The organism is Bacteroidales bacterium (assembly GCA_041671145.1).
Classification (GTDB): domain Bacteria; phylum Bacteroidota; class Bacteroidia; order Bacteroidales; family JAHJDW01; genus JAQUPB01.
This window is the reverse complement of sequence record JBAZBZ010000009.1, coordinates 1-15,027: the sequence shown is the minus strand read 5'-3', so window position 1 is coordinate 15,027 and position 15,027 is coordinate 1. Positions and strand designations below refer to the sequence as shown.

10 protein-coding genes and 1 tRNA gene are annotated in these 15,027 nt (G+C 32.9%); 9 read left to right on the top strand and 2 right to left on the bottom strand.

What is annotated here, in order from left to right; translation table 11 throughout:
* Positions 1–93: 93 nt before the first annotated feature.
* Entirely contained in the window at positions 94–513 is a 420-nt protein-coding gene (locus WC223_04980; protein ID MFA6923590.1) for a DUF1573 domain-containing protein, read from the bottom strand.
* Between the two features lie 440 nt (positions 514–953).
* Here WC223_04980 and tig point away from each other — a divergent pair, with 440 nt between their 5' ends.
* The 7 genes from tig (at position 954) to WC223_04945 (ending at position 11,130) form a co-directional block, all read left to right on the top strand.
* A complete protein-coding gene (tig, locus tag WC223_04975; protein ID MFA6923589.1) occupies positions 954–2,303 on the top strand; it encodes a trigger factor in 1,350 nt (449 codons plus the stop codon).
* Positions 2,304–2,315: 12 nt separating this feature from the next.
* Positions 2,316–2,999 (top strand): ATP-dependent Clp endopeptidase proteolytic subunit ClpP, encoded by a 684-nt coding sequence (gene clpP / locus WC223_04970; protein MFA6923588.1) that lies wholly within the window; start codon positions 2,316–2,318, stop codon positions 2,997–2,999.
* Positions 3,000–3,152: 153 nt separating this feature from the next.
* Entirely contained in the window at positions 3,153–4,382 is a 1,230-nt protein-coding gene (clpX, locus tag WC223_04965; GenBank protein MFA6923587.1) for an ATP-dependent Clp protease ATP-binding subunit ClpX, read from the top strand.
* Between the two features lie 117 nt (positions 4,383–4,499).
* Positions 4,500–5,297: an amidohydrolase gene (locus WC223_04960; protein ID MFA6923586.1), complete on the top strand. Its 798-nt coding sequence runs from the start codon at positions 4,500–4,502 to the stop codon at positions 5,295–5,297.
* Between the two features lie 238 nt (positions 5,298–5,535).
* Entirely contained in the window at positions 5,536–6,597 is a 1,062-nt protein-coding gene (locus WC223_04955; GenBank protein ID MFA6923585.1) for an efflux RND transporter periplasmic adaptor subunit, read from the top strand.
* A 173-nt stretch (positions 6,598–6,770) separates the two neighbouring features.
* Positions 6,771–9,836: an efflux RND transporter permease subunit gene (locus tag WC223_04950; protein ID MFA6923584.1), complete on the top strand. Its 3,066-nt coding sequence runs from the start codon at positions 6,771–6,773 to the stop codon at positions 9,834–9,836.
* The gene (locus WC223_04945) at positions 9,823–11,130 is read left to right on the top strand and encodes a TolC family protein (protein ID MFA6923583.1); all 1,308 of its coding nucleotides are present in this window, start codon (positions 9,823–9,825) and stop codon (positions 11,128–11,130) included. The genes WC223_04950 and WC223_04945 overlap by 14 nt, the downstream gene beginning before the upstream one ends.
* Before the next feature lie 50 nt (positions 11,131–11,180).
* Here WC223_04945 and WC223_04940 read toward each other — a convergent pair whose 3' ends face one another.
* Positions 11,181–13,094: a T9SS type A sorting domain-containing protein gene (locus WC223_04940; GenBank protein ID MFA6923582.1), complete on the bottom strand. Its 1,914-nt coding sequence runs from the start codon at positions 13,092–13,094 to the stop codon at positions 11,181–11,183.
* 472 nt (positions 13,095–13,566) lie between these two features.
* Here WC223_04940 and WC223_04935 point away from each other — a divergent pair.
* Positions 13,567–13,640, top strand: a tRNA-His gene (locus tag WC223_04935).
* A gap of 107 nt (positions 13,641–13,747) precedes the next feature.
* Positions 13,748–14,905, top strand: a complete 1,158-nt coding sequence (locus WC223_04930) for a tyrosine-type recombinase/integrase (protein ID MFA6923581.1) — start codon at positions 13,748–13,750, stop codon at positions 14,903–14,905.
* Positions 14,906–15,027: the final 122 nt, after the last annotated feature.

Here is a 15,027-nt window from a genome sequence, read left to right as displayed (position 1 = left end):
AATTATAAAATGTTTATGGTTTATAGTTTCGGTACTTTTATATTTATATTCAGAATTTATTTTTTAATAACTATTGACAAATGACTAATAACACTAATTGGTTACATTCCCAACTATTGTCAACACTACAGGAGAATTTAACGCATTTGAAAAAATACAAACCTGTTTATTAATAATGCCAGGCATTGTAGTGTTATAATTAACGGTTATAGTTCCTGTGCCATTTGGCAACACAGGAGTATTTGACCATGTTACTGTAACATAGTCGGGACTTGTTTTTACCGAATCAATAATTAATGCTTTTGTGCCAGTGTTTGTGAAAGTAAAAGTATAATCACCGGCAGGAACGTTATTGGATTCTGTTTTTGTTACCTGCTCGTAATCATGGATTGTGGTCTGAAAAGTTAATTGAGCATAAGTAGAATCACTCGGAGGATTTGGTTGATTTCCTCCTGCTTTTATTATATGTACCATGAACAAAATAACGCAAATTGTTAGAATTAATTTTTTCATATACTTTAATTTTTAGTTAGTTCCCTTTTTTTTGATTTTGATGAAGCAATAATAAAATAAAAATTTTGTTTTAAAAAATAAAATAAAGGGTTTTTTGATATAATGTACTATTTGCTAATATTTTATAGTACTTTTTAATAGGTTTTAATGGTATAATATATTATGTGCTTTCAAAACAAATAACGGCAGGTAATTGCGAAAGGGGGTGGTCTTGGCTTTTGAGAAAAACCTGTGCTTTTTATTGGTATTCGTGTATTTTGAAAATCTTGTTAACTATTTAACTTTAATATCAACGTAGGTTCGGGATTAAATTGTTTTTTACTTATATATTTATTTTTCTACCTTTGCATTTTAAATTGATAAATTAGTTTTAAATCATTAATAAATTGGTTCGAACTAAGAACCATGAGGTGCACCAAAATAATTAAAAAAGTTGAAAGATGAATATCACAAGAGAAAATGTTGACGAGCTTAATGCTACGTTGAAAGTGGAAGTTGCAAAAGAAGATTATTTCGCAAAGGTTGATAAACAACTAAAGGAACTTCAGAGAAAAATGAGCTTGCCGGGTTTCAGACCGGGGCATGTTCCACAGGGAATGGTAAAAAAAATGTACGGAAAATCTGTAGTTCTCGAGGAAGTTAATAAAACTGCTTATGACTCAATTGAAAAATATTTGAAAGAAAATAATATTGAAATACTTGGAAGTCCATTGCCTAATGTCGAAAAAACAAAACCAATTGACCTCGAAAATGAAAGTGATTATGAATTTTATTTTGACCTTGGCATTAAACCAAAAGTAAATATTGACTTTTCAAAAATAGAAGTTCAGCAATACAAAATAATAATTGACGAAAATGTTATCAGCAAGCAAATAGAACGTTATTCAAAAACATATTCTGAAAGAACAAATCCCGAAATTTCTGAAAGCAACGATGTTTTATCAGGCGAATTTGTTGAATTAAATGAAGAAGGAAGCATTAAAGAAAACGGAATAAAAAACATTACTTCCGTTGCAATAAATAAAATTAATGGAGAATCGAGAAATAAATTTATTGGAATAAAAAAAGGAGATATTGTAAAAGTTAAACCCTCTGAAGCATTTGAAAATACTACGGATTTGGCATACATGCTGAAAATAAAAAAGGAAGAAGTTGAAAACCTTAAATCTGATTTTCAGTTTACCGTTAACGAAATAATAAGATTCGTACCTGCTGAAGTAAATCAGGATTTATTTAATAAAGTTTTTGGCGAAGGAATTGTAAACACTGATGAAGAATTTAAAACTAAAGTAACTGAAAAACTCGAAGAATCTTTTGAAGTTGACACAGCTCAGAAATTCATGCACGACACTATTGACGAGCTTATTGAAAAAACCGACTTGATACTTCCCGATGTGTTTCTAAAGAGATACATAATGGAAAGCAATGAAAAAGTAACACAGGACATAATCGAAAAAGAATACGAAAAATACTCCAGAAGCTTAAAATGGCAAATAATTGAAAGTTACATTGCAAAAGAAAATAATATTGAAATAAAAAAAGAAGAAATAGAAGATTACATTAAAAAATATATTGAAAAGCAATGGAGCTACATCAAAAAGGAAGCAACTCCTGAGGAAACTGCAAAAGTTGTGCAAAGCGTAATGTCCGATAAAAAGCAAGTTGAAAAGATATATGAAGAATTATTTGACGGAAAGTTAAAAGTTTTTTTCAAAGAAAAAGTCAAATCGGAAATAAAAGAAATTTCGTATGATGATTATATTAAATTATTAACCGAACATTTACATTAAAAACCAAAAACTATGTTTCAACCAGACGAATTCAGAAAATATGCAACAAAGCACAGGCGCATCAACCCGTTAACTCTTGACAAATACAGAGTGGTTGCCGATAGTTACATCTCACCGATGATTATTGAAGAGCGTCAATTAAACATTGCAACAATGGATGTATTCTCCCGTCTTATGATGGACAGAATCATCTTTCTCGGCGTGCCTATTGACGATTATGTTGCAAACATTATTCAGGCACAACTGCTTTTTCTTGAATCAGCCGATACAAGAAAGGAAATTCAGATTTATTTAAATACTCCGGGAGGTATGGTACACGCAGGACTTGGCATTTATGACACGATGCAGTATATTTCTTCCGATGTTGCGACAATTTGCACAGGTATGGCTGCTTCAATGGGTGCTGTACTTTTATGTGCAGGAACAAAAGGTAAACGTACTGCACTTAAGCATTCGCGAATTATGATTCATCAACCCTCAGGAGGTGCCGAAGGACAAGCTTCAGATATCGAAATCACCGCAAGGGAAATCCAAAAACTCAAAAAAGAACTTTATGATATTATTGCACTTCATTCAAATCAACCGATTAAAAGAGTGTGGAAAGATGGCGACCGTGATTACTGGATGACATCCGATGAAGCCAAAGAATATGGCATGATTGATGAAATTCTTACCAAACCGAGAAAAAATTTATAATTAGTGGCTGTTCATAAAGTAGAAAAATGAAAATTAAAGTTTTTGTCTCCCGCAGATAACGAAGATTTTCGCTGAAATAAATTCTGCTAATATCAATGTTATCTGCGGGAAAATTAATTTAAATATAAACTCTAATTATTTTTTGTTCCAAATATGACAAAAGAAGATAAATGCTCGTTCTGCGGGCGACATAAAAATGATACCGAAATGTTAGTTTCGGGCGTCGATGGCTTTATTTGCAGCGATTGTGTTGAACAGGCACAACAAATAGTGAAACAAACATTTTCCGAAAAAAAGAACAAAAATTTTGCTTTTAATCATTTATACAAACCAAAAGAAATAAAAGCATTTCTTGACCAGTATGTTATTGGTCAGGAAAAAGCAAAAAAAGTTTTGTCGGTTGCTGTGTATAATCATTATAAACGCATTAACCAGAAAATAACAAAACAGGAAAATGATGTTGAAATAGAAAAATCAAATATTATTCTTGTTGGAGAAACTGGTACTGGCAAAACTCTTTTGGCACGCACTATTGCCAAAATGCTTCATGTCCCGTTTTGCATTGCCGATGCAACGGTGCTTACCGAAGCGGGCTACGTTGGTGAAGATGTTGAAACAATTCTTACAAGGTTATTGCAAGCATCGAATTATGACCCGGCTGCCGCCGAAAAAGGCATTGTCTTTATTGATGAAATTGATAAAATTGCGCGAAAAAGCGATACCCCTTCAATTACAAGAGATGTTTCAGGTGAAGGTGTTCAACAGGCATTACTGAAACTCATGGAAGGTGCTGTCATTAATGTTCCTCCTCAAGGCGGCAGAAAACATCCCGAACAAAAATTTATTCCGGTGAATACCCAAAATATTTTATTTATCTGCGGCGGTGCTTTTGACGGAATTGATAAAAAAATTGCACGCAGAATCCAAACTCAAATAATAGGATATAATATTAATAAAGAAAAAGAAAATATTGACAAGGAAAATCTTATTCAATATGTGGCACCGCAGGATTTGCGCAGCTTTGGACTTATTCCCGAACTTGTTGGTCGCTTGCCTGTCATTGCATATTTGAATCCGCTCGACAGAGAAGCATTACGCCGAATTTTAACAGAACCGAAAAATGCTGTCATCAAGCAATACAAAAAATTATTTGAAATTGACGAAGTTGAAGTTAATATTGACGATGCAGTGTTTGATTTTATTGTTGACAAAGCAATAGAATTTCGGCTTGGTGCACGCGGACTCCGTTCAATCTGCGAAGCAATATTGCTCGATGCCATGTATGACATGCCTGATAAAGATGAAAAAATATTCAATATTGATATCGACTATGCTCAACAAAAGCTGATAAAATCAGGAATTCAGAAACTGAAAGTCGCCTGAAAAATTAAAATTTAAAAAGTTTGTTGTTTGTAGTTTGTTGTTAATTTTTGTTTTCTCGCAGCTATAATTATTAAAAAATTATAATTAAATCGCTTTTTAAGGTTATTTAAATACGTTATGCAGGATATAAACATTACAATTATTCAATCTGATATTGTTTGGGAAAATATTGATAAAAATCTTGCTCTTTTTTCCGAAAAAATTTCTTCAATAAATAAACCAACCGATATAATAATTTTACCCGAAATGTTCACTACCGGTTTTTCCATGAATACCGAAAAGCTTGCAGAAGACACTAATGGCAAAACAATTCAATGGATGAGTGAAACAGCAAAAAATAAAAATTGTGTTATTACCGGAAGTTTAATATTGAAAGAAAATGATTTTTTTTATAACAGTTTAATTTGGATGACTCCCGAAGGAAAATTTGAAAGATACGATAAAAAACATTTGTTCCGTCTGGCTGAGGAGAATGAACATTTTAAAGCAGGAACAAAAAAAATTATTATTTCATATAAAGGATGGAAATTTTGTCCTTTGATTTGTTACGACCTTCGCTTTCCTGTGTGGAGCAGAAATAAATTTTTGAGAAGTTCCTGCGTATATGAATATGATTGTTTGATTTATGTTGCCAACTGGCCTAAGAGCAGAATCAATGCATGGAAATCATTATTGGTTGCACGTGCTATCGAAAATCAATCTTATGTAATAGGAGTTAACCGAGTCGGAACCGACGGAAAAAAAGCCGTATATTCCGGCGATTCAACGGTGGTGGATGATACAGGTACTGTATTAAATAAAACAAAATCTAATGTAGAGTTAATCGAAACCATTACTCTTTCTTATGAAAAACTTCAGAAAAACCGCGAGTCATTGCCTTTCGGCAACGACAGTGATGAGTTTAAAATAATTTAATAAAATTATATTGTTTAATTAAACCTATTGTCCCTAAAAGTATCTAATAACAGAAAGTATTTTTCGTATAATAAAAATACACCCATATATTTGTGAACCTGTGGTATTTAAAATTCACCTGACTATTGCGGCTTTATAAAGAAGTTAACAGTGCGGTGTTAATTTTTCCAAAAAAATAAACTTTCACAATTATCTTTTTTACATTTGTTACCTTAGATTTTTTTAAGAAAATTCAAAAATGAAAAGTTTCAAAATATTTATTTCGATTGTAATTGCTATAATTGTTGCTATAATAATTTATAATAAAATTTATCGTGCTCCGCGGATAAATAAAAAATCACAAGCTGAAATGCAAAAAGAATTGTCTGTAACCGGCTATATTGTTAAATCCGAAAAATTATTGAGTCAGATTGAAGCAAGCGGAACACTACTGTCTGCCGAACAGGTAAATCTGCAATCGGAAATATCCGAAAAGGTAATAAAAATAAATTTTAAAGAAGGAAGTTTTGTAAACAGGGGAGCAATACTTGTAAAACTAAATGACGACGAACTTCAGGCACAATTAAGAAAATTAATTATTCAGAAACAGGTAGCAGAAGCAACCGAACAACGCCTCAAACAATTGCTTTCCATGAACGGTATTGGGCAGCAGGATTATGATAATGCGTTATTGCAGCTTAACAATATAAAAGCCGACATTGATATTGTTCAAACACAAATTGAAAAAACAGAAATCAAAGCGCCGTTCAGCGGAAGAATTGGATTCAGAAATGTCAGTATAGGCGCATATATTTCCCCGGGCACTGTTATTTCATCAATTCAGCAAACCGATTCCTTGAAGATAGATTTTTTTATTCCCGAAAAATACAGTCAGATTGTTAATGCCGGTGACAAGGTTCGTTTCAAGATTGATGCTTACAACGATGAATTTACGGGAAAAGTTTATGCTATAGAATCTAAAATAGATGAAGCAACCCGCAGCATTCAGGTAAGGGCAATTTTTAATAATGAAAAAGCAAAACTTCAACCCGGAACATTTGCAAAAGTTTTTCTGGATTTGAAAGATATTCCTGAAACAATAATGATACCTACGCAAAGTATTATTCCCGAAGCAAAAGGAAAGAAAGTAGTTGTTTGTAAAAACGGCAAGGCATTATTTAAAACAGTTGTAACAGGAATAAGAAGCGAATCGGAAGTTCAAATATTAGAAGGTCTGGAAGTCGGTGATACTGTTGTAACTACCGGTATTTTATATCTTAAGCCGGATATGAAACTGAAATTTAAAAAAATTGCAAATTAATATTTATCTATAATAATGTATTTTTAAAAATAATGAATATCGAACACCGAATGTCGAATATAGAAGTTATCAGTTAAAAGGCACAAACCACAAAATTCCGAAACTTTAAACATTAAACTTTAAACTTTTTTAATGTCGAACTTCGAAATAATTTTTAAAAAACTGAATTAAGAATGAGTTTATCATCGGTAAGCATAAAAAAACCTGTTCTGGCAATGGTTTGCTCGATAGTCATTTTGATTTTCGGAATTATCGGTTATAAATTTCTTGGAGTAAGAGAATACCCATCAATCGACCCTCCGGTTATTACGGTAAGTACGAGTTATAAAGGAGCGAATCCCGATATTATTGAATCGCAGATTACCGAGGTATTGGAAAAAGCAATTAACGGAATTGCTGGAATACGTTCTATTTCATCAACAAGTTCGCAAGGGATGAGTGCCATTACAGTTGAATTTAATCTTGGTGAAGACCTCGAAACTGCCGCCAATGATATAAGGGATAAGGTTTCGCAAGCAGCACGCCAGCTTCCACAGGATATCGATGCACCGCCCGTTGTAACAAAAGCCGATGCCAACGCCAGTGCAATAATTACAATGACAGTTCAGAGCGAAAAAAAGAATAAATTAGAAATAACCGATTATGCAAGCAACGTTTTACTTGAAAAATTGCAGACAATTCCAGGAGTAAGTACTGTTCAAATATGGGGTGAACAGAAATATGCAATGCGATTATGGCTCGACCCGATGAAATTAGCTGCATATCAATTAACGATACAGGACTTGCAAGATGCATTATTAAAACAAAATGTCGAACTTCCGTCTGGAAAAATATATGGCAGTAATACTGAATTAACTGTAAAAACATCAGGCAAATTAGTAACAGAAGATGATTTTAATAATTTAATTTTAAAAGAATCTCAAAATGGCACAGTAAAATTCAATGATGTTGGCTATGCTGTGCTGGGACCCGAAAACGAAGAAACAATAATGAAAGAATCGGGAGTGCCAATGATAGGACTTGCACTGGTTCCGATGCCGGGAGCAAATTATATTGACATTGCTGATGAGTTTTACAAACGACTTGAACAAATTAAAAAAACTCTTCCGGCTGATATAAAACTTGATGTCGCTCTTGATAATACAAAGTTCGTAAGACGTTCAATCAAAGAAGTGCAGGAAACTCTGTTAATAGCAATAACATTAGTTATACTGATAATTTATTTGTTTTTCCGTGATTGGCTTATTGCAATCCGTCCTCTGATTGACATTCCTGTTTGTCTTATAGGTACGTTTTTCATAATGTATCTTTGCGGGTTCTCAATCAACATTCTGACGTTGCTCGGAATTGTGCTTGCTACAGGACTTGTTGTTGACGACGGTATTGTCGTTACTGAAAATATTTACAAGAGGATTGAACGCGGCATGCCGCGAATAAAAGCAGCACGCGAGGGAACCGAAGAAATATTTTTTGCGGTTGTTTCAACTTCCATAACTCTTGCAGTTGTTTTTCTGCCGATAATGTTCATACAGGGTTTTGTCGGAAGATTGTTTCGCGAATTTGCAATTGTTGTTGCCGGAGCTGTTTTAATTTCTGCATTCGTCTCTCTTTCACTTACACCTGTTTTGAATGTTTTTCTTAACAGAAAAAAACAAAAACATACATGGTTCTATAACTTTACAGAACCCTTTTATGTTTCTTTAGACAAAGGATATCGCAATTTGCTGCAATCATTTATGAAAAAAAGATGGTGGTCAATAATTATAGTTTTATGTTGTTTTATTCTAATATTTTTTATTGGTAAAAGTTTAAAATCAGAATTATCACCACTTGAAGACAGGAGTTTATTCAGAATAAGTGTTACTGCTCCCGAAGGTACATCATATCGTTATATGGAAAAATACATGGACAGAATTTCTCAAACAGTAATTGATTCCGTTCCCGAAAAAAGTGTACTTCTTGAACTAGTATCTCCGGGCTATAGCGGAACGGGAGCTGCAAATTCAGGAGCAATCAGAATCGGATTAATTGACCCGTCTCGAAGAAAAAGAACACAACAACAAATTGTTGATGCTGCCGATAAATATTTGAGAATGTTTAATGACGGAAGAATTTATACTTCACAGGAACCAAGTATTTCAACCGGAGGCTCGAGGTTAGCATTGCCGGTTCAGTTTGTTATTCAGAATCTGAATTTTGAAAAAATAAAAGATAACCTTCCTTTATTTCTGGATGAAGTGAGAAAATCACCTGTATTTTCATCAAATGACGTTAATCTAAAATTTAATAAACCAGAATTAAAGGTTACCATTGACCGTTTGAAAGCAAGCGAACTCGGAATTTCGGTACTCGATATTTCTCAAACTCTGCAGTTGGCATTGAGTGCCGGAAGGTTGGATTATTTTATGATGAATGGCAAACAATATCAAATAATTGGTCAGGTATTAAGAGAAGACAGGACTCAGCCTGCTGATTTAACAAAGCTATACGTAAGAAGCAAAAGCGGTGAATTGGTTCAGCTTGATAACCTTGTGAAAATTGAAGAACAAAGCAACCCGCCTCAATTATATCATTACAATCGTTATAAATCAGCAACCGTATCGGCTGGATTGGCACCAGGATATACAATGAGCGACGGAATAGAAGAAATGAATAAAATTGCAAAAGGAACTCTTGATGACTCTTTCAACACAAATCTTTCGGGGCAATCACGCGATTTTGCCGAAAGTTCTTCAAATACATTATTTGCATTTGCCCTTGCTCTTATTCTTATTTTCCTTGTTCTTGCCGCCCAGTTCAACAGCTTTATTGACCCGTTAATTATAATGTTTACTGTACCGCTTGCAATTGCGGGTGCAATACTTTCATTGTGGATGTTCAACCTGACTTTTAATATTTTTTCTCAAATCGGTATGATAATGCTCATAGGGCTTGTTACTAAAAATGGAATATTGATTGTTGAATTTGCAAACCAGAAACAAATAAAAGGTGAATCAAAAGTTGATGCGGTAATTGATGCTGCTGCATTACGATTGCGACCGATATTGATGACAAGCTTGGCAACCGTTCTTGGTGCAATGCCAATTGCTTTGGCATTGGGCGCAGGAGCTAAAAGTCGTGTTTCAATGGGTATCGTTGTTATCGGTGGTATTCTGTTTTCATTGATTTTAACTTTGTTCGTAATACCTGCTGTTTATTCATATTTGTCAACTAAAAAGAAAATTGATGTTGAGGAGTAAAATAGGTTTAATAATATTATTCTTTTTTGCGGGTTGCTTTAACCTGTTGTCGCAGGTTTTGACATTGGATGAAGCAATAAATATTGCTTTGAAAAATAATTATGATATCCTAATTGCAGCGAACGATACTCTTGCGGCAGGTATAAATAATTCCGCCGGAAATGCAGGAATGTTACCGAAAATAAACATTACATCAACCGACAATAATACGATAAATAATTTAGACCAGAAATATTCAACCGGAACAGAAGTTAAAAAGAGTAATGTAAATGCAAATTCAATCACAGCTTCAGCAGGTTTTACATGGACTCTCTTCGATGGAATGAAAATGTTTATTACAAAAGAAAAACTTGCAACTCTTGAAGCACAGAGCTTAATCAGTTTTAAAGATAATGTACAGAATATATTGAGTTCAGTAATTTCAGCATATTTCAATATTGTATCACAAAAACAAGAAATACTGGCACAAATCGAAACCAACAAAATAAGTGAAGAAAGAGTTAAAATTGCAAAAGTGAAATTTGAAAACGGGAGCGGTGGAAAAACAGATTTACTTCAGGCACAAATTGACCTGAATGAAGGCAAATCTGTTTTGCTGCAACTGAATGTTGATCTTGAACAGAAAAAAAATCTATTGAATCAAATTATTGCAAGAGCCATTGAACAGCCATTTGAAGTTATTGATTCAATCCCTGTAAATTTTAAAATTTCTCAAAATGATATTCTTTCAAAAATAAATGATAAAAATTTGTCGGTTTTACTTTATGCATCAAATTTGCAAGTTTCAAAACTATCATTAAAAGAAATTCAATCGCAAAGAATGCCACAACTTAATTTTTTATTAGGTTATAATTATTCTTACAGTAAAAGCGGCGCCGGACTCATGTTATTTAATCAAGGTATTGGACCTAATTATGGTTTTAATATTTCATTTCCTGTTTTCAATGGTTTTAATATTAACAGACAAATTAAAGTTGCTTCACTCGATGTAATAAAAAGCCAATATGAGCTTGACAAAATAAAACTTCAGGTAAATAACGATTTGCTGAAAGCTTTTAAAAATTATTCATATTCTTTAGAAGTATTGAAAATAGAAGAAGATAATATTGAACTTGCAAAAGAAAATGCAAAAATATGTCTTGAACGATTGAAACTTTCTCAGGCAACTTCTATTGAAATGATTACTGCTCAAAATAGTTTGGCTGCTGCATATAACCGATTAATTACTGCCAGATACAATGCTAAATTATCCGAAACAGAGCTAATGCGGCTCAATGGAGAGTTAATAAAATAAAAAAGCTGACTTTAAATTAAGCCAGCTTTTTTGTTTGCACTAAATTTATTTTAGTTTACAATTAACTTTTGTGTAAGTAGTTTTCCTTCGGCTTCAATCTTCACAACATAAATACCACTTGCAAAGTTTTCGATATTTAATTGTTTATAATTCTTTCCTTTTATTCCATCAATTTTGTATGAAGAAACTTTTTGTCCCATGATGTTAATTACGCTAATATTTATGCTTCCTGCTTTTGCAAGAGTGTATGTGATATTTGTGTAATCATTGGCAGGATTAGGATATACTGTTATATTATTAACTTCTTTGGATTTCTCGGGAGTTGAAGTGCATGAAAAATCACCAAGTGGTACCGAAAGATATACAATATCATGTTCATATCCTGCCGGCTTGGGATTACCTGTTGATGGATTCAGAGAAGTTCCGGGTAAATCATTTTCCTCATACAGCAATCGTAAACTGTCAGTTGTATTTTTTACAACAGAAGGATATACGTAATCAATACCTTCATCGAAAGGAGTTAATTCAACTGCGTCTGACCACGTTGACCCATTGTCGCAAGAAACTATGGCAAATATATGCCTGTAAGGAACAGTATCAGTTCCATAAATATGGAATGTATTTGGGTCGGCATCGGACATGTGCTGAAAAGCAACATATAAATGTCCGTCTGCACCAATTGAGCCACCTGGCATAGATGTTCCGCCAACATTAAATGGCATATTCACCCAACCTTGATGCTGTACGCAATCCCAAATCCCGTTGCCATTTCTATCAATAAAAGTATTCCATGGCCAGCAGAAATTGCTGCAAAGCGATAAATCACCTGTTATTGTTGGCATATCATCTCTCCAGTAAATCATTCCGCATTGTGATGGATAGTATGAGTAAGACCCAAGTGCAGTTTGAAGAAATCTTGTAGTGCCACCCCAAACATGAACTTGACCACTATTATCAATTACTACAGAAAATGAGCCATCAAAACATGGAACTGTATCAGTAGTAGGTGCAATTGAATCAGGGTTAAAAGGAGCATCAGGAAAATGCCAGATTAATTTTTTTGACCAGTTTACTCCATCGTCTGTTGATTTAAACAAATAAGCATCATTATAATATCCGCCAAGAACTATTGCAACTGTATTTCCATTTGCATCTATAGCATAGTCCTCAGCCATGGCTTTCTTTATTATTGTGCTGTCGTAACCCGGTAAAAGGTCGGCAGTTGTCCAGTTTGTACCGCCATCGGTTGACCTTGAATAAATCAGAGGAATATAAATACCTTTATATCTGACAAAGCTTGTAGATGCAGGTGTCATTGTAGCAATCAAATGTACAGTGTTGTTATTAGTACCGCCAGTTGCAATTCTTGTCCAGCACATTGGCATGGTAGTAACCGCATTTGACCAGTTACCTGTTCCCAATGGTGTTCTTTTCGAAACGTAAGCATGGTTAGTAGCATCAGAGTTATGAGTAATAACAACTTCACTTCCGTCATTATTTGTTGCGCCGTAATTTGCAAATCCTGTTCTTGCGCCTTCAATGCGAACCATACTTGTAATTGGTGTGCTGCCGGCAGGATAAGGACTCCAAACACCACCACCTGTCATAAGATTGTAACCAGTACCCCTGTCTGTATAACTAGTGCTTCCTGCAAAGTTTGAAAATGTCCATACAGCCGGAATATTACCGTTTGATAGTAAGAGTATTCTCTTTCCCATTGAACGATTTGTTTGCAATTCATATTTTGTTTTTCCGATTACTATTTCAGATCCAACGCGATTATTACGAGTAGTTGGATTTGAATTAATTATCGGACCACTGGGTATTTCACCTCCGCTAACAGGAGCAGCCATTATAATAGCTGTATTAGAAATTTTGTTTGTGTTAGCCAGCTTTGTGGCTTTTTGCCCGAAAGAATAATAACTTATTCCGACAGCAATTAGAATTAGTAGAACTTTTTTCATGTTTAATAAATTTAGTTAATTAATTATTTTGTTTTTTATTGAAATAATTTGATTGCAAATATATATTTTAAAAGTGAATAAAAAAACATAAGATTTTAAAAAAAATATTTAAAACAAAACCTTTATTTTCAAAGATTAATTTGCTTTTTTTTAGGTTGAAAAATCAGTTATCAAATTGATTTGATAAAATTAATTAAAAAAAAATTAAAAAACTATTCCTTTTTAGTGAACTGCTATTTTAAATAAGTTATCGGTAATCTTGGTTAAGTTTAAGGTTAATTATAGCTAATGATTGTTATATTATAAACAGTTAAAAATTTAACTTTTACTAAAATAAAATTGCTAAATTGTTAAATCAACCATCAATAGTAAATGTAAAGTATGAAAACAACAATTTAACAATGTAGTCGTTTAAAGTATATAATAATATTTTATAAAATAAATAAATTTAGTAAATTTGCATATTAATATGGTGGGATTAGCTCAGCTGGTTAGAGCATCAGATTGTGGTTCTGAGGGTCGTGGGTTCAAGTCCCATATTCCACCCAAATAACTTCCAAATTGTTGAAATACAACATTTTGGAAGTTTTAGTTTTCATGTTGCGTCAGTTTTTGCGTCAATTGTCGCCACATTTGATTTAAAGAAACTTATTATGGGTGAGAATCTTTATCCTTTCCGAAAAGCAACACTGAACGATTGTGGCGGTGATGTTTCGCAACGTTGGTATATAAGTTTTTATGCTTGGAGTATTCAAAAAAATATGCTAATCAGGAGAAGAGATTATTCGGTAAACAACTATAAAACTAAGGAAGAACGAAGGGCATACGCTAAAAATCAAATAAAATCTATCAATGTAATTTTATCTGATGGATACCATATAGATGTAAATAAGAAATCTGAAAAAGAAACTGAAATTAATAAATCAGTAACGCTTGAAAAAGCATTGTTAAATATTCTTGAAATAAAAAAATCAACTTTTCGTAACAGTTCTTACTTATCATTTAGTAGCACACTGAATATTTTTTTAAAATGGGCTAAGGATAATAAGTTTGCATTTACCAACATTAATTATTTTGATAGATTCAAAGCACAGATGTACGTTGATTATTTATTATCTGAAAAGAAATTTAGTGGAAAAACTGTTAATGTTAAAAATTCGTGTTTAAAATCTTTATTCAATAATTTAATTGAACGTGATGTAATAAAAGAAAATCCATTTGTTAAATTAAAGAAACAAAAAGAAGTTAAATCGCTTCAAAACATTGCATATACAACTAAAGAAATTGAAAAAATAAAGAAGGAAATATTAAAAACAGATAAAGAGCTATGGTTGTTTATTCAGTTCATTTACTATTGCTTCATGCGTCCTAACGAAATTCGATTGTTAAAAATTGAAAATATTGATTTAAAAAAACGAAAAATATTTATTCCGGCTGCAATATCTAAAAATTGCAAAGAAGGTTATCTCGACATTCCAGCTCCCCTGTTTGATTCGCTGAAAATTTCAAAAATATTAAAAGGGAAAAATAATTATTATTTATTTTGCGGAAAAACTCAAGAAATACCTGTTTCAAAGAATGTGATGAGCAGGCGTCATAGAATAATTATTGATGAATTAGGATTTGGAAGTAATTATACTTTATACTCATGGAAGCATACAGGAGTTGTACAAGCGTATAATGCTGGAGTTGATATTAAAAGTATTCAACGCCAATGCAGGCATAGCAGTATTGAAATGACTGACAACTATCTTAAATCACTTGGGCTTTATGAAAATGAAGCTTTCCTGATGAAGATGCCTAAATTATAAATATTACCTTTGCAAAAATTCTATTTAATCAAAAGAATTCCTCGAGGCTCTGCCTCGGGGTCAAAAATAAAGAAAAAAACAGTAATTTTAACGTGTGAGTGAACATATATTCAAAAGACATA

Coding starts and splice junctions, on each gene's coding strand:
- WC223_04980 (MFA6923590.1), bottom strand. CDS start 513: ATGAAAAAATTAATTCTAACAATTTGCGTTATTTTGTTCATGGTACAT.
- tig (MFA6923589.1), top strand. CDS start 954: ATGAATATCACAAGAGAAAATGTTGACGAGCTTAATGCTACGTTGAAA.
- clpP (MFA6923588.1), top strand. CDS start 2,316: ATGTTTCAACCAGACGAATTCAGAAAATATGCAACAAAGCACAGGCGC.
- clpX (MFA6923587.1), top strand. CDS start 3,153: ATGACAAAAGAAGATAAATGCTCGTTCTGCGGGCGACATAAAAATGAT.
- WC223_04960 (MFA6923586.1), top strand. CDS start 4,500: ATGCAGGATATAAACATTACAATTATTCAATCTGATATTGTTTGGGAA.
- WC223_04955 (MFA6923585.1), top strand. CDS start 5,536: ATGAAAAGTTTCAAAATATTTATTTCGATTGTAATTGCTATAATTGTT.
- WC223_04950 (MFA6923584.1), top strand. CDS start 6,771: ATGAGTTTATCATCGGTAAGCATAAAAAAACCTGTTCTGGCAATGGTT.
- WC223_04945 (MFA6923583.1), top strand. CDS start 9,823: ATGTTGAGGAGTAAAATAGGTTTAATAATATTATTCTTTTTTGCGGGT.
- WC223_04940 (MFA6923582.1), bottom strand. CDS start 13,094: ATGAAAAAAGTTCTACTAATTCTAATTGCTGTCGGAATAAGTTATTAT.
- WC223_04930 (MFA6923581.1), top strand. CDS start 13,748: ATGGGTGAGAATCTTTATCCTTTCCGAAAAGCAACACTGAACGATTGT.